18 protein-coding genes are annotated in these 18,015 nt (G+C 42.9%); 1 reads left to right on the plus strand and 17 read right to left on the minus strand.

Features of this window, described 5'->3' with window-relative positions; all coding sequences use genetic code 11:
- Positions 1-185: 185 nt before the first annotated feature.
- Entirely contained in the window at positions 186-641 is a 456-nt protein-coding gene (locus CE058_RS01380) for a S1 domain-containing RNA-binding protein (RefSeq protein ID WP_035329831.1), read from the minus strand.
- Between the two features lie 313 nt (positions 642-954).
- On the opposite strand from CE058_RS01380, the gene CE058_RS01385 reads away from it, so the two are divergent.
- A complete protein-coding gene (locus CE058_RS01385) occupies positions 955-1,296 on the plus strand; it encodes a hypothetical protein (RefSeq protein WP_163139814.1) in 342 nt (113 codons plus the stop codon).
- 249 nt (positions 1,297-1,545) lie between these two features.
- On the opposite strand, the gene CE058_RS01390 is transcribed toward CE058_RS01385, so the two are convergent.
- The 16 genes from CE058_RS01390 to CE058_RS01465 form a co-directional block, all read right to left on the minus strand.
- Entirely contained in the window at positions 1,546-2,508 is a 963-nt protein-coding gene (locus CE058_RS01390; protein WP_163139816.1) for a bile acid:sodium symporter family protein, read from the minus strand.
- A 108-nt stretch (positions 2,509-2,616) separates the two neighbouring features.
- On the minus strand, positions 2,617-4,233 hold the full coding sequence (locus tag CE058_RS01395; RefSeq protein WP_286167830.1) for an ABC1 kinase family protein: 1,617 nt from the start codon (positions 4,231-4,233) through the stop codon (positions 2,617-2,619).
- Between the two features lie 123 nt (positions 4,234-4,356).
- On the minus strand, positions 4,357-5,121 hold the full coding sequence (locus tag CE058_RS01400; protein ID WP_048009284.1) for an alpha/beta hydrolase: 765 nt from the start codon (positions 5,119-5,121) through the stop codon (positions 4,357-4,359).
- A gap of 314 nt (positions 5,122-5,435) precedes the next feature.
- Positions 5,436-5,789, minus strand: coding sequence for a hypothetical protein (locus CE058_RS24945; protein ID WP_286167831.1), 354 nt, complete (start codon positions 5,787-5,789; stop codon positions 5,436-5,438).
- A complete protein-coding gene (locus tag CE058_RS01410) occupies positions 5,786-6,112 on the minus strand; it encodes a hypothetical protein (protein ID WP_048009282.1) in 327 nt (108 codons plus the stop codon). Before CE058_RS01410 ends, CE058_RS24945 begins: the two co-directional genes overlap by 4 nt.
- Before the next feature lie 99 nt (positions 6,113-6,211).
- Positions 6,212-7,174 (minus strand): VOC family protein, encoded by a 963-nt coding sequence (locus CE058_RS01415; protein ID WP_048009281.1) that lies wholly within the window; start codon positions 7,172-7,174, stop codon positions 6,212-6,214.
- A gap of 30 nt (positions 7,175-7,204) precedes the next feature.
- A complete protein-coding gene (locus CE058_RS01420; protein WP_163139820.1) occupies positions 7,205-7,990 on the minus strand; it encodes an SDR family NAD(P)-dependent oxidoreductase in 786 nt (261 codons plus the stop codon).
- Between the two features lie 15 nt (positions 7,991-8,005).
- Entirely contained in the window at positions 8,006-8,515 is a 510-nt protein-coding gene (locus CE058_RS01425) for an aromatic-ring-hydroxylating dioxygenase subunit beta (RefSeq protein WP_048009279.1), read from the minus strand.
- A 38-nt stretch (positions 8,516-8,553) separates the two neighbouring features.
- Entirely contained in the window at positions 8,554-9,861 is a 1,308-nt protein-coding gene (locus CE058_RS01430) for an aromatic ring-hydroxylating dioxygenase subunit alpha (protein ID WP_053071338.1), read from the minus strand.
- 86 nt (positions 9,862-9,947) lie between these two features.
- Positions 9,948-10,730 (minus strand): aspartate dehydrogenase, encoded by a 783-nt coding sequence (gene nadX / locus CE058_RS01435; RefSeq protein ID WP_048009278.1) that lies wholly within the window; start codon positions 10,728-10,730, stop codon positions 9,948-9,950.
- A 12-nt stretch (positions 10,731-10,742) separates the two neighbouring features.
- Positions 10,743-12,188, minus strand: coding sequence for an aldehyde dehydrogenase family protein (locus CE058_RS01440; RefSeq protein ID WP_163139822.1), 1,446 nt, complete (start codon positions 12,186-12,188; stop codon positions 10,743-10,745).
- Positions 12,189-12,202: 14 nt separating this feature from the next.
- Positions 12,203-13,924, minus strand: coding sequence for a thiamine pyrophosphate-binding protein (locus CE058_RS01445; protein ID WP_163139824.1), 1,722 nt, complete (start codon positions 13,922-13,924; stop codon positions 12,203-12,205).
- A gap of 27 nt (positions 13,925-13,951) precedes the next feature.
- Entirely contained in the window at positions 13,952-14,743 is a 792-nt protein-coding gene (locus tag CE058_RS01450) for an SDR family oxidoreductase (protein ID WP_163139826.1), read from the minus strand.
- 23 nt (positions 14,744-14,766) lie between these two features.
- Positions 14,767-15,681 (minus strand): VOC family protein, encoded by a 915-nt coding sequence (locus tag CE058_RS01455; protein WP_163139828.1) that lies wholly within the window; start codon positions 15,679-15,681, stop codon positions 14,767-14,769.
- Between the two features lie 148 nt (positions 15,682-15,829).
- Positions 15,830-16,366, minus strand: a complete 537-nt coding sequence (locus tag CE058_RS01460; RefSeq protein ID WP_035329812.1) for a cupin domain-containing protein — start codon at positions 16,364-16,366, stop codon at positions 15,830-15,832.
- A gap of 147 nt (positions 16,367-16,513) precedes the next feature.
- Positions 16,514-17,791 carry an MFS transporter gene (locus CE058_RS01465; RefSeq protein WP_163139830.1) on the minus strand — a complete coding sequence of 426 codons (1,278 nt, stop codon included), beginning with the start codon at positions 17,789-17,791 and terminating at the stop codon, positions 16,514-16,516.
- Positions 17,792-18,015: the final 224 nt, after the last annotated feature.

The raw sequence follows: 18,015 nt of genomic DNA on the forward strand, positions 1-18,015 counted from the left end.
GGGTAGGCGCTGGAGCTAGACGTAGATAAATTCATCCACAAAGTTAAAACATATCGCGATTTTATAAATTCCTAAAAAAACGAAAAGAGGCAAGCCTTAAAAGGCTTGCCTTTATCACAGGATAACGCACAATCAGTCAGGAAACTTGCCTCCTGATTGGAGTTTCCCATTATCTAAAGGGCTGCTTATCCGCGGCGTCCGCCTCGGCCGCCCCGCTTTCCTTCAGTATTGCGCTTCAATGAAGAAATATTTTCTTCACTCGATTTTAAGAATTTTGCCATTTTGTCTTCAAAGCTTTCCTTCGGCTTAAAGTTTCCTTTTGAACGGAAATCTCTTGAACCACCGCCGCGGCGATCATCTCTTCCCTGGCGCGGTGGGCGCTGTGAATAAGAAGATTGGCCTTCCGGTCTGTCCACTGCTTTTTTGATGGACAAGGCAATTTTGCCTTCCTTCTCACTAAGCACTTTAACAGTTACTTCATCGCCAACTTTTAAATGATCATTGACATCTTTAACATAGCTGTCAGCTACCTCACTGATGTGAACTAGACCAGTCGTGCCGCCTGGCAGCTCGACAAAAGCTCCGAAATTTGTAATCCCTGTTACTTTTCCTTGTACCTTGCTTCCAATTTCGATTGACAAAAAAACTTCCCCCTCGGTAGTGTTAACAACGTCTTATTATAACTTTTTTTAAAGATAATTTCAATGCCGGTGATATCCCCCGATATTCTACCCGGAATTAAGGGGGTTAAAACCTGTTTTCGGGCGAAATTTATGTATTTGAACCCATTTTGGGCCGTTAAGTTCATTTTTTAATTGACTTCATTTGTATTTGAAATGTCAGCTTACGTTTGTCGAAGTTTAATGTTTAATTTTGTTTTCCATCAAATTAAACACTTTAACAACGAAACTTCTATCCAATAAAAACGTCTACTAAATAATGAGGAGGGAAAATTTGAATAGGTTGGTTTCTATATCAATACTGCTTTTATTAACAATAACTTTGACTGGATGTAATTTATTTGATTCTAAAAATGAATTACCAATCGAAATGGCAGCGTTTAATAGTCTTACGAACGAAGAAAAAGATTTAATTCCAGTAAGTCCAAAAGATTCAGTTGTTGAGAAAGTAACTGTCAATAGCGAGAACAAATCTTTGATTGATAAGGACTATGACAAAGGCGAAGTTTATTCAGTCACCTTTAATAATACAGAGACAGATTCTTCGGGGAAACTTACTGTTTTCGTTGATTTAGATAAGAAAACGGTTGTTGGAAAAGGTTTCACCAATAGCTAATAAAATCTTTTCAACTTCAATATGAACGGGAAAACCTTGAAAACGCGGGTTTCCTTTAACTTTAACTAAAGATCAACATTAAAGTTTAACAGAGCCATATTTAAAAAAATTTTTATGTGCGGATACCCCTTTTTTGTGTGCGTGATAAATTTTTTTATATGCTCATTGTGCTTTTTTATGTGCGGAAGGCTGATATAGCCCGATCATATTACTAATTTACAAACTAAAAAAACTCCTGAAACAGGAGTTTTACACACTATGACCACCCTGCAGAACCTTCCTGCTGAAATGACGCTTCATAATGAGTCCATACAGGGATGCCAAAACCTGCTGAAAGAGCATGCCAATGACTACAGGAACGGCAACTGGAGCGGGGAAATAAGTGACTGCCAGGACAGAGCCAACGCTTATATTCCTCATGCCTCCATTAAATGTAACAGCCACCGTCGTGCCCTGATCGTATTTCAGTACATTTGCGATGATAAAAGAGATCAGATAGCCCATAAATGCCACACAAAATACAGTGATCCCGATGAGGATCAATTTTAGATTGACCTCCTTCAGATACGGTGCAACAACTGCTCCATTCAGCATTACCACAATGGCCATGCCAAGCTTTGAAAAAGGAGATAGACGGCTGCTTAAGGCTGCAGCGCTTTTTCCTGCAAATTGATTGAAAAGCATGCCAAGAAAAGAAGGCAGAACAATCATGCCAAATAACCCGGTCATCATCGGCACGGCATCGATCTGTACAGATTTCTGGAAAAATACAGACAAGGTCAGCGGAACAATAAAGGGTGACAGAAAGGTATCTACCAGAATAATAGACAAGGTCAGCGGGATATTTCCGCGATATATCGAAACCCATATAAAGCTTGATATGCCAGTCGGAATGGCCATAGCCAATACCAGCCCGGTAATAGTTAAAGAATCATCCCCGAACGCAAGTGTACCGGTGCTCCAAGCAAAGAGAGGCATCAAAAAATGAAGCAAAAACAAAATGAGAAAAAGCGGCTTTGGATGATGCATAATTTCCTTTAAATAGCTAAAGCTCGAGTTCAGACTGCCTGAAAACGTCATAAATGCAAAAACCCAAGGAATGATAAAGGCAAAATCCTTTATATATCCTGCGAGCATAACACCAAGAACAACGCTTATTGGAGTAATCAATGGCATCATTTTCTCCAGCTGTTTATTGATTTGAATCAGCACACTGAGTACTCTCCTTTTCCGAATAATTGTATACCTGACTAAATATCTTATCATAATCCGGCTGGTTTTAGTTCAAAAATGAAAAAGAGCCAAAATCGGCTCTTTTGATTATTTCCGTTTTTCCGGCATATATTTCAGCCATTTTCCCAGTCTCCAGCTGTTCACCCCATACCCTGCAAGCGCAATGGCTGCGATGCCTGCGGATAACTGCATGATCAGCATTTCATCAGCATAAATTCCAAATCCTGACCCGGTTAAACCTAACATGAATAACTGAAAAAGCAGCTTTTTCCGATTTTCATAGATTTTAAATTGAAACTCTCTTTTTTGACCGGCCTCTTTCATTTTTTCCAATTTACGAGGTGTTTCCAGGAACTCCGCTGCTGAATGAAAAATTTTAAAGAACGGCTGGGATTGGATAATGTTCCAAATAAATGACCATTTATTCCCCTGTGACCTTAACCATTCTGTAAGAACTGGTTTCCCTAGCTCAAGAAGATCTTCATCTGGTGCCAGATGGCGAACAATTCCTTCGATTGTCATAAAGGATCTGCCCAGAAAAACAAAGCGTGTTGGCACCTGAATCGGAAGAGCTGCAATCAAATCATTTAGTTCAAGCTTAAGAGCCACTAAGTCCATATCCTTTACCTGAGAAAGGTCAAATGCCATCCATTCTGACAGGAGCTTCTCCAATGTTCCCGCATTAGCTTCCGGCAGAAGGAATCCCAGCTGTGACAGACATTCGACTGCTTTACTGTAGTTTTTAGCGAGAATGGATTCAATTAAATTCCTAAAAGAGACTGCATCTTTTTTTGAAATTTCACCGGCCATGCCAAAATCGAGAAGAATGATCTTCCCTTCCCTCATAAACTGCACATTTCCCGGATGAGGATCGGCATGAAACATCCCAGGTTCCAGCCATTGCGGCAGGAAGAGCTTCATCAATTGGCGGGCCAATTCCTTACGGGACATCTCTAGTTTTTCAACCGCTTCTGAATCATTGAGTCTTTTTCCCTCCACCCATTCCATCACAAGCACTTTCGAGGTGCAAAGCTCCTGATGCACATCAGGAATTTTCACCATCTCACTGTCTTTAAAGCGCTCCTTAAAATAAAGCAGGGTATCCTTTTCCTTTGTAAAGTCAAGCTCCCGCTCAATAACCTGCTTAAGCTCCTGAAAAAGGACTTTTAAATTAATGAATCCCTTAGGAATAGGGACAAACCGATCTGCGAACCATACAAGAATACTCAGGGTCCGGAAGTCGGTATGTACGATAGATTGAATATTTGGACGCTGCACTTTAATGGCGACAATTGAGCCGTCCTGCAGAGCGCCTTTATATACCTCTCCAATCGAAGCAGATGCTATGGCTTCTTTTTCAATCGCCACCACCTTTTTAGAGAGCTCGCTTCCCCACTCTTCGTTTAAAATTCTTTGGATTTCACCCCATTCGGACGGAGGCACCTTATCGGTCAGGTCTTGAAGTTCCTGGATGAAAGCTTTTGGAAGCAAATCAGAACGAATGCTGATGAACTGACCAATCTTTATCAGCAGCCCTTCTAATTCAAAAAGTGTTGTCCGGAATCTTTTCCCGATGCCAGACCATAATTTTTCCCACTCAGCTTCAGATTTGCGGGTCCATTTATACCAGTAAATCTGTAATATTATGAGAAGTGCCAAAGAAAAAACTTTATACATGCGGAGCCATTTACTTCTCGCCTTCATTTCCATCATCTTCTTCCCTATGTAAGATGTACTGTATTATTCTGTAATACAGGCTAAATACCCTTTTCTTTTATACGACAGCATGTTTAAAAAGTTTCATAACGTGAAAAAAACAGCCCGTCCTTACACAAAGGACAAGCTGTTTGCCTGATTCTCCTGGATATACTGATGAGTTATGTTAACAATCTCTTCCTTATCATGGTCCATGGATGCCACATGATAGGAGTTATAGAGCGATATAGCTTTCTTTTTCTCGGAGCCAATCTTTTGAAAAATAAAATCTGTACACCCTGCAGGCACAACATGATCTTCTATCGACTTAAAGCCTAATACAGGTGTTTTAATGGAAGGCAATAGGTCTGGTGTTCTTTCCATGACTTTCTGCAATTCGAAGATGGAGAGGACCGGAACTTTCCCGTACGTAATTTCCTCTACATCCTCTTTTTTAATATCCGGTGCACCTTCATCAATGTACCTGGGGTTTGATTTCCCGATTAAATTTTCATAACATGGAACCCGGAGAGCGGCATTTATTAACACTATACCTGCAATTTCCGGATATTTATTAGCAAGCCAAAGTGTCAAGGCACCACCCATCGATTGACCTGCAGCATAGACAAATGTGCATCTGTCTTTTAGAAATTGATAACCCTTTTCTGCTTCAGCAAACCAATCCTCATGAGAGGTATTTTCAATATCTTTATAATGTGTGCCGTGGCCTTTAAGCCTTGGTGCAAAGACAGTATAGCCAAGCCTGGCAAACGATTCCCCCAAAAACCGGACACTCTGGGGAGTTCCAAGAAAACCATGAGTGATCAGGATCCCAATCTCATTGCCTTCATAGTAAAATGATTCTGCACCGTCCAAAACAGGATAACGTTCATTCATAATCTGTTCCTCCCTCAGAATTAATTATTCACATTATATAACCAACTATTCCGACCTGTCAACTTGTATTTAAACAAAAAAAGACCGTCCAAAACATATATGGAGCGGTTAGACTAAAGAAAGTATTAACACACAGATAAGGACGGCGTAACATGCACCAAAGATAATTGCCCTTACATTAGAGTTTCGTGTATAACCTGTGAAGTCTGCAGGTGATTGAGCACCATCCACCTTCCTGCTGTGAATAATCATGCTAATATTGATCAAGGCCAGAATCGCGATAGTCAGAAAAAATAAAAACATCGGCTCTATTTTCAGAATTTCCCCGGAATCAGAATGGAAGTAAGCATTGAAAATAGGATGCTGCTGACAAGCAAAGTCCAGATACTCCCCATTGTCCGCTGCTTACTCCATTCATTGCCCATTTTTTCTTTTTCATAGATGGCCACTTGTTTGATATAAGGAAAAATAGATTTGGCGGAATTACGCTTTACCCATCCCAGAATCGATTGAATCAGAGTTACAATGCCGAGGAAAATAAACATTTGTGAATAAGTAATATCTATTAATATTTGTAAGATGTACGAAGCTGCTAAGAAAAAAAGGATGCTGCCATTTAAGAACAGAAGCTGCCTGACTCTCAGTTTCTTAATTTCATAACCGGTCACGATCCCGCCTCCCTCTGTCTAATGAAATAAATAATGGGGCTCACGATTCCCAGAATGACAATCACAAGGAACATCCAAAATCCGCTTCCTCCTCCCATCCCTAACTCATCGGCAAGTATGGCTTCAAAAAATAGAACCTGGCCAGATATAATAATTGAAATGAGTGCAACCGCCATAACTGTATATCCGTTCAAGAAACCCTGCAAGGCTCTAGGAAGCGAAACAAGAACGAATAGAATTACAGCAATTAAAAGGAAACTGGACATCACCGGCCTCAATAGTGTAAAAGTTCCGTCTGTTACAAAAGATTCGTAAGTGTACATAAATCCCCCTAATAATTGCTAGAATAGTATTATTTTACAATTTAACAAGAGCCGATGCTACCCAAAAAAAACGGCTGCACTTTTTTGTGCAGCCGTTTTTTAATATCTCTCAAGTAATTCAATAATCACTTTAAATGCTGAGGTTGTATCCATATAGGCGTATTTGCCTTTCCCATTAAAAAAATTGCCAGTTTGTATGACAGGATATCCCATTCCTTCGAGCAATCTGACTTTTTCATCCAGGTTATCGACAACGAACGAAATATGATGGACACCTTCACCGTATTTCTCCAGATGTTCCTGCCAAGTGCTTGGTGAATCACCTGGTTCGATTAATTCAATTTGAATGAAAGGCGTATTGATGAACATATATCTTGATTTACCTTCAGTTGGCTGACCTCTGAACATAACCTGTGTGGTTTCACTTGGGCCAGATTGTATAATGGGCGGCATATCTGCACCGAGAAGCTTACAATAAGCTTCTGCAGCTAATTCCAGATCTTTTACCACGATTGCCAGCTGCTCGACTATATTTGTTCCAAGCAAAGAGCTATGTGATTCTTGGGCAGCTGCAGTGGTTCTTGCCTCAGAGCTTTCCAGGAGTTCAACCAATATCTTGCAGTCTTTCAAGGTATCTGCATAAACATATCTGCCTTCACTTGCTGTAAACTCCCCGCTTTGCAGTGATGAATATCCGCTTTCCTCAAAAAAAGGCATCCGCTCTCTGATGGATTTCACATCAAAGGCAATATGGTGTATGCCTTCCCCTGCTCTATCCAAAAACTCCCGCATCGTGCCTGGTTCTTCATTTGGTTCAATCAGTTCAAATTGAACAGTGGGCGTATTTAGAAATGCTAATTTGCTTCTTGATGCAGTAGGCATTCCACGGTAAATTACCTTCGATACTTCCTGATCACCTGTTAAAAACCACCCAGGTTTTGGAACACCCAGTAAACTTGAAAACGCCTCACAGGCCTCTTCAATATCCCGTACAACAAATGCCAGCTGGTTAATGGCCTGATTTCCTGCTAATGGCGCTTTAGCGGTTTTGCTTTCTGCCATAAAAACACTCCTCCTAAATAACGCTTCTCCTCAGGATAAACCCCGTACAGCAAGTCCTCCATCACTTGAAATCACTTCGCCTGTTATGGCACGGGATTGATCAGAAGCAAGCAATAGATACGCTCCAACATGGTCTTCACTGGTCATGGCTATGCGAAGAGGATTCCGGGATTTAATGCTCTTCGCTTTCGTATCCTGATCGACTGCTTTCACAAACGGCTTAAGCGGGTGAATGACATTGAGTGCCGTCAATGTGCCGCCGGGGGCGACTGCATTTATTCTTATATCCGGGGCTAATTCAAAGGCAAGCTGGCGCATTAAGCCGATTTGCGCATGCTTGCTTGCTGTATACCAGACTCCGCCCCCGTCCGGGTAAAAGCCGGCTCCGGAAACCGTGAAAATCATATTTCCATTTGTTTTTTTCAATTCATCGGCTGAAGCTTTTGCACCATTAAAATACCCTTTGACATTAATATTGAATAACAGGTCATAGGCATCTGACATGGCCTCTGGTGTTACTTCACTAAATTTGGCAAACCCGTCGAATACGCCGGCGTTGGCAACGAACACATCCAGTTTCCCCGCCGCTTCCACAGCAGCTTCAACGGCGTGAATGTGATCCTCGTATTCAGTGACGTCTCCTTCTATGCACAAAACACGATCCCCGAATTCCTTTTTCAATTGCTCGAGGCCAGCTGCTGACTTATCCAGGACCGTTACAAAGGCTCCTTCTTGTATAAAACTTTCTGTAACAGCCCTGCCGATGCCAGAGGCGCCCCCGGTCAAATAAACTGATTTTCCGCTAAGCAGTGCCATACTGGATGCTCCTCCTTATACAAAAATAGCAAGATTTCTGGTATTGAGTGTCGTCTGATCAACAATGAAAACCCTCTTGGATAATTTCCAGACGCCATCTTCATATATAAATTCATCACGCCGTTCTCCTGAAATCAGGTCATGATGGATGTCTGTACTGCGGCTGCGATAGATTAGAAGATAACTATTTACAGATGCTTTTTCATTCGGCACATAGTCTGTCAGTTTGACATTGCTTACATAGCGGCGGGTGCGGGAAGGCGGAATTTCCGCCCAGGCATAATCTGTTTTTAACCGTTCGACTCTCAGGCTCAGCAACTCTATATCATCATTAAACGAAAACATATCTGCCGCATAATCCGGCCTTTCAGTGCCTTCTTTATTGACGCGTACAGGCATTTGATAAATCAGGGATGAATGCATAAGGCTGAACCAGCCATCAAAATCAATATGATCAAGCAGCTCAGCTTCTCTGTAGAGCCATTGTTCAAATTCATAGGTTGCGAGCATTTTCTCTAAACTCATTCTGTATTCCCCCATTTCCAGGCATTGTTCCAGTTTACTTAAACGTTCATGAGATCAAGCCAATAGCGATAGAAGTTTCTTTGATTCGCTTCAGAAAACTTATCATCGTAGACAACACCAGGACCGGTGAAATCACTGACCGGTTCACGGTGCATCCCCATCGTATAATTGTAGACAAGTTCTTTCATAACAGGCATTGGACCTGATGCGGCAGCGGTTATGTCAGTAAATACTTCTGTATCATCCTGTTCGAAAATGCCTGAAGGGCTGAACGTTAAAATGAATGAATCCCTTGAACGTTTCTTCCAGTCCTCTGCCGCATTTTTCTCTACGAGGAACCAGGCGATCACTTCCATTTTATCTGGCCCAATTGGCCTCCACATGCGAACGGTTGTATTCGATATCAGCTGCCCTTTCACTTTTGTATGCGAAATGAGGAAGCTAAGGTTGGGAAAGATGTTTCCGATCATATTTTTCAAATTGGCCAGCACATCATATTGTTCATCTGTTAAATTGGATTGATATTCAGATTTCAGCTCTTCAGGGAATGCGAAGTCAGGATTAGGTGTGCCCAGATTTAACCCATGCCCGTTCATTGTGTGAATCTGGTATCCCTTTTTGGAATATGTGGCACTGGGCACCATGCCCAATTTTGCAATGGATCCATGAGTGACCATCGTGTGGTAGGAATCGCCGACAAAGTTATCTGCTCCTACCTTCCAGTTTGAATGAATGATGAATCTTTGCGGAGGGCCGACGACTTCCATTTCAGCACGTCCGGCTAAAATGTCCAAATACCATTTGAAATCGCCCAAAAAATCTGAAAGAGACTCTGCTTCTTCATTCCAGGTTCCAAAAATAAGGCCTTTATACGATTCAATCCTTATTTTGTGGAGTCCCAGCTTGGACTTATCCAGGTCAGTTCCATAAATATCCTTCTGCAGAGGCACTCCAGTCAGATCACCATTGTTTTTAAAATTGAATCCATGATAAGGACATACAAAAGAGGATTTATTTCCTTTGTCAGCACGGCATAATTTCATTCCCCGGTGTGTGCACATATTGTAAAAGCCGCGGATTTCATTCTCTGAATCTCTTGTAATGATAATCGAGTAGCCTGCTAAATCTCTTAACATATAATCATTTTTATTTGGGATTTCTGATTCATGGCCAATAAAAAGCCAGGTTTTCATAAACACCTTTTTATGCTCAATATCGTAAATCTTAGGATCTGCGAGGATAAAAGCAGGAATGGACCCAGCCTCAGGCTGGACTGTCTCGTTTAAGTAGCCGATTGTTTCTTTTTGGGTCATCTCTTCTAAGTTCTTAGTTGTCGTTTTAATCATATGTAAATTCCCCCTTCGTCTTAAAATAAGGAGCGAGGAAAAGAAGAAAATATTCTCTTCCTCCTGCTATACACCTAGCACATATCTCATCCAACCCGGATTATTTCATCCCTATTCTTCAATGAAGCCAGGATGCTTAGGGCTGCGAGGTAGCTTGTCTTTGGATTATTAGGCATCGGGTCATTTTCGACTTGAAGCGATAGCTTGCCGAATGAACCTGCTGCCTCAATCGTATGGCTATTTTTACTTACTGCCGGATCGGATATGATTTTAACTCCGGTATTGTCTGCACCTAATCCCGCGAGAGACAAGATAATGGAAACATTGATATTCTTTGGGAATAATCTAATGGCTTCAGCGGCAGATCCCTCAAAAAGCACCTTTTCTCCATTAAGAGGGGCACCGGGAAGTGCCTGAGGAGGCTTCCTGGTGATAATGGAGACAGAATCCAGTTCACCAATCGATTTGGCAGCTTTTAGAACATCCAGGCCGCCGATTGCTCCTGATGGCAAGTGAATTTTCGTATTATTTATGATGCAAATTTCTTCAAGGCACTTATAAAATTCCCGGTCTGCCAATGCGCCAACACTGCTGACAACCAGATCTTTGCCTGAAAGCAAAATGGAAGCAGCGTACTCCTCTACAGCTTCAACAGTTGCTGCTTCAATAACCATGTCGGCATCGGATTTTAACAGGGATTCCACGTCTGCAAAGATTTCCGCTTTAAATTCCCGTGATAGTTCCTTTGCCTGTTCCTGGCAGCGGGTATGAAGGCCAATAATTTTCGCATTAGGTATTAAGCAGTCTTTATTAATGCTTTGAAGCAGGAACCTGCCTATATTCCCGCCTCCTATTAAGGCTAATTTCATATCGGTATCCCCCTAATTGGCAAAACCATAGGAATCTGCAAAAAACTCCAGGCCGCAATGCCGCGTTTCACGTGAAAGTCCGCTTTCCTTTAGGCCAGGGAAGTCCAGATGGAGATCCTGAAAGACGGTATGATTATTATGGAAAACGGCACCTGCCTCTAACCGGTCTGCAAATTCAATTGCTTTGGATTCATCTTCTGTCCAAACAGAAGCCCTTAAACCAAATTCACTGTCATTTGCAAGGCTGATGACTTCCTCATCCTCTTTAAATGGAAGGATCGGAATGACAGGTCCAAACTGTTCAGCACGAACAATTTCACTTTTCTGATCCACACCGGTGATGATTGCAGGCAGTATGTAGTAGCCTTTATCCCAGGACTCAGGATCAAGCTGAATCCCTCCTGTGATGACTGTGGCACCGGATTTTCTGGCGCGTTCGATCAGTCCATTCACATATTCGTATTGAGCCTTATTGTTCAAAGGCCCCATCTCGGCATCAGGCTGAATTCCGTTTCCAACCTTAATATGCTGAAATTCTTTTCTAAGCTTTTCTACCAGCTCCCCATATCGTGATTCATGGACATAAATCCTTTTAATGGCTGAGCACACCTGGCCTGCTGCCCGAAGGACACCGAAACGCAGGCGTTTGATAGCGCTCTCATCCAGATTTGCATCCTCGAGGATAATAGCTGCATCATTCCCGCCAAGCTCCATGTAGACATTTTTCACTGTGCCAGAAGCAGCTCGCATGATTTCTTTCCCTGTCTCGGTACTGCCGACAAATGCAATGGTTCGGATTCGCGGATCTAAGCAAAGTTTGCTGCCAATAACCCCCCCTGAACCAGTTACAACATTAATGACTCCTTCCGGGAAATAAGAAGCTACAGTCTGGAGGAATGACATGATCGTTAGCGGACAGCTCGTCGCTGGTTTTACAACGACTGAGTTTCCGGCAAGAACAGCCGGGATCACCCGCTTAAACGTAAGGATCATTGGTGAGTTCCATGGAGAGATCACCGCCGTTACCCCACGTGGACGCTTGCGGATTTGGACCTCCTGGGAACCGGGAATGGATTCAGGCTTCCACCATTCCAGCAGCTCATCGGCAGCTTCCTTCATAATATCGACACAGCGCAGAAGGTCTTTTTTCGCTTCAACCAATACCTTCCCATTTTCGCGGATCAGCAAGGTTACGTTCTCCTCGAGACTTGCTTTAATCTCGTCCGCAGCCATCTTCATCCGGTTTGCCCGGTCCCCAATCTCACTTTCCGACCAGGTTTCAAAAGCCTTTGCGGCAGCAGAAATGGCCAATTCAACTTGTTCTTCTGTACATAAAGCTACTTCTCCAACGACTTCCTGATGATCAGCTGGATTTAAAACATTTGCTGTATTTTCTCCCTGGATCCACTCTCCAGCTATTAAATATTTTCCTGAGACAAATGGGTACGTCGAAATCACCACAAATCACTCCCTTACATCTTTTTAGGTTTGAATGCTTCTGCCGCGCCAGGAGGACCTCCAAATGGTTTCGCCATTGGCCCGACCGCTTCCATATCCACTACGATCATGGATGGTTTTCTTCTCTCCACTGCCTTCTCCAGTTCTGATCCGAATTCTTCCGGAGAACCGATCCTCGCAGAAGCAAATCCCATGGACTGAGCCAGTAAAACGAAATCTGGGCTAACTAAATCGACCGCCACCTGCCGTCCATAGGCGGCATCCTGAATATTTCGGAGAACACCATATCCCGCATCATCAAACAGGACGACAATTAGCGGAAGGCTTTCCTGGACTGCAGTTGCCATTTCACCCACATTGACCATGAAGCCGCCATCTCCAGCTAGTAAAACAACTTGTTTGTCCTTACATCCCATTTGTGCTCCGATTGCAGTCGGCAAACCTTGCCCAATCCCTCCTCCTGAAGCATGAATGGACGTCCGCGGCTCATATATCTCAAATAATCGGCTACCCCAGACATTTGCCTGTACCGTAACGTCACGCACCAATACAGTATCCCGCGGGAGCAATTTACGCATAGCATCTGCTATTTTTTCATATGGCCCAAGAGTGGCTCTCAGCTGAAGTCTAAGTTCCTTCCTTACTGAAAGCACTTCTTCCAAATATTCTTCGGATGGCACAAATGATTCCTTAGCCAATTCTTCATTTACTTTTCTCAATATAAGCTTAGCATCACCTGCCAGCCCAATGGCGGCGGCATAATTTCGGTTCATTGCCTGCAGATCAGCATCAATGCTGATATGGTTTTCAGGGACATCTATTTTCCAGTTGGAGGTTTCATTCCCTCTAAATCTGACTCCAATGCTGATCAGGAGATCCGATTTCTTCACTAAATCCTTTGTTAATTCAAATGATGCAAAGTGGCCAATACATTGAGGATGATCCTCCGGAATGCTGCCCTTGCCTGATTGGCTTGTAATAACGGCTGCCCCGATTCTTTCCGCAAGCTCCTGCAATTCTTTGGAAGCTCCGGCGCTAATGACGCCCCCTCCTGCCCAAATGACCGGGCGGCGGGCCTGGCTGACTTTGAATATCACCTCTTTTGGAAGAAACGATATGGAGCTGTTTTCGTGTACTGAAACATTCACTTCTTCCAATGAGTAATCCGGTATAATCGCAGATTGGAAATCGATTGGGACTTCTACCGAAACAGGGCCTGAAGGTGCAGCTGCAGCTTCCTTAATCGCCTGCCTGATAACCGCTGCTGCCTGTTCAGGCCTTCTTAGCCGTATAGCTTTCTTGCAAGAACCCTCCATAATAGACAGCTGGTCTTTACACTCGTGAATATAGCCTCTTCCAGTACCCAAATAGGGGGATGCAACCTCACCTGTTAAATGAAGGACCGGGACCCCCGCTGCCCATGACTCAATCAGTGAACCAGCTGCGTTTCCTGCGCCAGTTCCCGTGCTCGTGATGACCACACCCAATTTTCCTGTCGCACGGGCATAACCATCTGCCATATTTGCCGCACCGCTCTCCCCGTGCGAGCAAACCAGATGAATACTTCCCTCACGCAGGATGGCATCATAAATCGGCATATTATGAATGCTTACAATCCCAAATGCCACCTCAACTCCAGCACGGACAAGCTCCTTCACCACTGCATCTGCTGCAGTAAATTCCATTTGCTCATTTGCTTTTCCCGGCGCAATTTCCAATTGTTCCTGTTGGCTCATCCTAATCATTCCTGCCTTTGCTTGAAATTAAAGCGCTTTCCCCAGCGCTCCAGCTGTTTCAATGGTTGATCCTGAAACATAACTTGCCTGCTTTGAAGCTAAAAAGAGAATGACACTGGCTACCTCTTCTGCTTCTCCAACCCTGCCCAGCGGAATCTTCCGCTTCGCTGCAAGATCTTTGTAATATTCCTCGGCATCCATATCAGGTGCATTTTTCAATCGTCTGCGTTCCCACTGGTCGGTACGGATTAATCCAAGACTTACGGAGTTGACCAGGATATTGTCTGATGCAAGCTCTTGGGAAAGCGTTTTACTTAAGTTCAGAAGACCTGCCCTTGTAGCAGCTGTAGCAACCATATGTCTTTCAGGTTCCTTTGCAAGCGTCGCATTAATATTTATGATCCTTCCGCCTCCGCTCTTCACCAAATATGGATGAACAGCACGTACCGCATGGATTATGGCAAAATATTTTAACTGGATCTGCTCCTGCCATTGGTCATCTGTAATATCGAAGAAATGGCCCATAACACTTTGTCCGGCTGCATTAACTAAAATATCAATTCCCTGAAATCGGGATGCTGCCGAATCGACAAAACGATTAACATCCTCTTTATTTGTTACATCACAAGTGGCGGCAAAGATTGAATCCTGGGATCCGAAATGCAATAAATGGTCAAATGCTTTATCCTTCCTCTCTGCATTTCTGCCGCATACCGCAACTTTTGCACCTTCCAGAAGGAACATTTCTGCTGTCTTGAGGCCTACCCCTGAAGTCCCGCCCATAATGACTGCTGTTTTTCCTTTTAAACCAAAGTCCATCACGATACCCCTTTCAAATATCTTTAGGTTAATGCATTCACGCTGATCCAGCCCGGATCTGGCTTTCCGCCCATCGCTGCACGTGCTTCAGGTTTTGGAGGTCCGGCTATTCCCCATTGATCCATCAGGTGTGGAACCCTTTTCCATACTCGAGCCACCCATTCTTCCTCATCTTCAATGGTTTCGAGATAACAAGTGTATTCCATGACAAATTTGGCAGGATCCTGAAAGTAACAGAAGATGTTATTTCCCGGTCCATGGCGTCCAGGCCCCCACAGCTCCTGATAACCTGCTTTTCTGACATTTGAAATCCCCCGCATGACTTCGTCCACTGTGTCTACCTCATAGGCAATATGATTGACAGATGCATGCTGGTCCTGGTTGAAGGCAAGTGAGTGATGCTTCCTGTTGCAGCGGAGGAAAGACATCTGGTGTTCGCTCCAATCAGTAACCTTAAATCCTAAAATATTGGTATAAAAGTCTGTAATCATATCCAGGTCTGCCGTATTCATGACAACATGATTCAGCTTCACCGGATCAACATTCTTCTTATTCCAGATTGTCGTGTGCATTTCCACCCATGCTGAAAGTTCAATGCAGCGATTTTCCGGATCAGCAAAGCGAAGTCCGTATCCTTTGCCTTCTTCATCTAAATAGCCCGGCGGTGTAATAACAGGGATACCTTTTGAAGCCAGAATCTCCGCAGCCCTGTCAACAGCGTTCTTATCAACCATTCCAAATGCAATATGGTGAAGTCCCGCTTTTTCTCCCCGTTTCAAATGTAAAATATGATTCTCTGAACCTGCACCCCTGAAATAGACAGAATCCCCGTCTTCGGATACCTTATCAAGACCCCAAATCTTCTCGTAAAACTCAGCCTGCTCCTCAAGAACTGGAGTAACGAGACTAATGTGCCTCAAGTGAGTAATGCCTAACATCCCATGCACCTCCAAATACTATGTTTAAAATTCTGTGATCATTGACTGCCGAAGAAACATTTATTATTAAAGGAACCGGGATGACCCGGTTTAAATTGTGCGGACCATCCCGGTTATATTTATTAGAATGCCAGATTGACAGAAACGATTATTTTCCGTTGATGATAGCTTCTCTCTCTTTCGCACGCTGAATGCGCAGCTCTTCAAGAGCACTCCCTTTCGGATATGTAGGAAGATTTGGTTTTACTGCCCCAAGCATAACCAGCATTAACGCTTCTTCATCGCCATCATTATGAATGCCGCGGTACACTCCCGGAGGAGAACTGATGCAGTCGCGCTCATTCAGACGAATTTCATGAACTTCTTCCTTGCCTACTTCCTGGATAAGAGCCTTTACACTCCCTTTAAGAATAAAGAATACTTCTTCCACATCATCGTGAAGATGAAGAGGTCCAACACATCCAGCTGGAAGGACCATCGTGCTGAGTGTGAAATGTTCTGCGGCAATCACATTTGAATCATTATTCGCTGTAGCTCCGCGGCCAATATATCTCATTTGCGCCCTTTTATACTTTGGATCAATTTCTTCTTGAAATTTAAGAACATTCCAGTCCAAGGATCGATCTTCCAGCCTTGCTACATATTTTTTTTCGAAAGCCTGCACATCAAATTTTTCTGCTGACATTAATTATCACTCCTAAACCCTTATAATGTTTTATATACAAAACAATGTTTTACTTACAGGTTAATAATAAATCCCAATATTTAATATGTCAATTAAAAATATTGAGAAAAATTAAATTATTGAAACCTTGTTTTAAATATAAAACTATTATACGATTACTTTTCTATTTGGATGAATCTGTTCTATCCGAAGCTCTGCTGCCTCTTTTTTGATTGTGAATATATAAGCGATGAAGCCCAGGCTCGCTGCAATAATAAGCATAACAATAGATGGGCCAAAATCCCCGCCTGCAAGGTCTCTCATCCATCCCATGATATAACTTGAAAAACCGCCTAAAATATTTGTGAATCCCATAAGACCGGCAGCACGCCCGGCTGTTTCCGGGGTAGAAAATTTTACGATAAATAAATTGCTTAAATGGAAGACTCCGCCTTGAGTTCCCATTGCGAGTCCCATACAAATACCAGCCAGAACCGGATGCGGTGCAAAAATAGCTGCTGTTAAGAAGACTGCCGTTAAACTGAACAGAATCGTGGCAAGCAAGCTTGGACGTCTTGTTTTGTCTGCCAAAAATCCGCAGGATAATACAAACCCTAGAGCAAACAGCCAGGATAATGAGGTAATCCCCGTCATTGCTTCTCTTGAGAAACCTTTCGCCTCAACGAGATAAGTAGGCAGCCAAATGCTGATCCCGAAAAACAAAAACGAAGACATTAACATGCCAAACCAAACAATCCAATAGCGGTAGTCCTGTGCAAAGCTTTTCTTTGGTTTTTCAGTGCCATCAGACTTGCGGATATACGCAAGCTCTTCCTTATCAATTGCATAATGTTCTTCAGGAGTATCCCGGGTAAGGAACCAAAACATTGGAATAACAATAAATAGATTAAAAGCAGCCAGGAAGAAAAACGCAGCTTCCCAATGGAAAGTCGCAAGCACTAAAGTCAATATAACAGCTCCACAGGCAGGACCGAAATAATTGCCCGCGAGCCAGGTAGACTGTGCCCGGCCAAGTTCCCGCTGGTTAAACCAATTCGAAATGAATTTTCCGCAAACCGGAATCATCATCCCTTCACCGAATCCAAGTATTACCCTGCTGATTAAAAACATTTCATAGGAAGTTGCCAAACCGCCAGCAATCATAGTCGCAGTCCAAATTACCAGTCCGAATATAGCCGTTTTCCGCGGACCTGCCTTATCAATAACAAAGCCCCAGAAAATATTTGAAACGGCGTAAGAAATTGTAAAGATAAAAGTAATTAAGCCAATTTTGGCATTTTTGTCTGCCCCTGTTAGCCCCAGATCACTAAGGAAGCCAGGATCCGTTTGAATAACCGAGATTCCCAGTTTATCAATTTGTCCAAAAAACCAGAAAAAGAATATTGGCACTGCAATATAGAGCCATCTTTTGTTCCCTTTCAGCATTTGTGATCCCCTTTCAAGAAACATATTCATTTTGCAACCGCTTTCAAATACATTCGATTCTCAAATATTATACTTCATAAAAAAAAATATTTTGGGTGGTATTTTTTGCCCTCCTTTCAGCCGTTCTATGTTTTATATACAAAACAATGTTTACCACTTAATAATAGTGTAAAGTTTTTCGAAAATTGAGTCAATAAAAAATTTCAATTTGTTTCGTTTACAAA

Source organism: Bacillus sp. 22-7, from assembly GCF_010628845.1.
Lineage (GTDB): Bacteria > Bacillota > Bacilli > Bacillales > Cytobacillaceae > Cytobacillus > Cytobacillus firmus_B.

Excerpts from the sequence above, each read along its gene's own strand:
- CE058_RS01425 (WP_048009279.1), bottom strand. The coding sequence starts at position 8,515 with ATGAGTTTAGAGAAAATGCTCGCAACCTATGAATTTGAACAATGGCTC.
- CE058_RS01465 (WP_163139830.1), bottom strand. The coding sequence starts at position 17,791 with ATGCTGAAAGGGAACAAAAGATGGCTCTATATTGCAGTGCCAATATTC.
- nadX (WP_048009278.1), bottom strand. The coding sequence starts at position 10,730 with ATGAAATTAGCCTTAATAGGAGGCGGGAATATAGGCAGGTTCCTGCTT.
- CE058_RS01420 (WP_163139820.1), bottom strand. The coding sequence starts at position 7,990 with ATGGCACTGCTTAGCGGAAAATCAGTTTATTTGACCGGGGGCGCCTCT.
- CE058_RS01450 (WP_163139826.1), bottom strand. The coding sequence starts at position 14,743 with ATGGACTTTGGTTTAAAAGGAAAAACAGCAGTCATTATGGGCGGGACT.
- CE058_RS01410 (WP_048009282.1), bottom strand. The coding sequence starts at position 6,112 with ATGTACACTTACGAATCTTTTGTAACAGACGGAACTTTTACACTATTG.
- CE058_RS01455 (WP_163139828.1), bottom strand. The coding sequence starts at position 15,681 with ATGTTAGGCATTACTCACTTGAGGCACATTAGTCTCGTTACTCCAGTT.
- CE058_RS01445 (WP_163139824.1), bottom strand. The coding sequence starts at position 13,924 with ATGAGCCAACAGGAACAATTGGAAATTGCGCCGGGAAAAGCAAATGAG.
- CE058_RS01430 (WP_053071338.1), bottom strand. The coding sequence starts at position 9,861 with ATGATTAAAACGACAACTAAGAACTTAGAAGAGATGACCCAAAAAGAA.
- CE058_RS01400 (WP_048009284.1), bottom strand. The coding sequence starts at position 5,121 with ATGAATGAACGTTATCCTGTTTTGGACGGTGCAGAATCATTTTACTAT.
- CE058_RS01395 (WP_286167830.1), bottom strand. The coding sequence starts at position 4,233 with ATGAAGGCGAGAAGTAAATGGCTCCGCATGTATAAAGTTTTTTCTTTG.
- CE058_RS01460 (WP_035329812.1), bottom strand. The coding sequence starts at position 16,366 with ATGTCAGCAGAAAAATTTGATGTGCAGGCTTTCGAAAAAAAATATGTA.
- CE058_RS01415 (WP_048009281.1), bottom strand. The coding sequence starts at position 7,174 with ATGGCAGAAAGCAAAACCGCTAAAGCGCCATTAGCAGGAAATCAGGCC.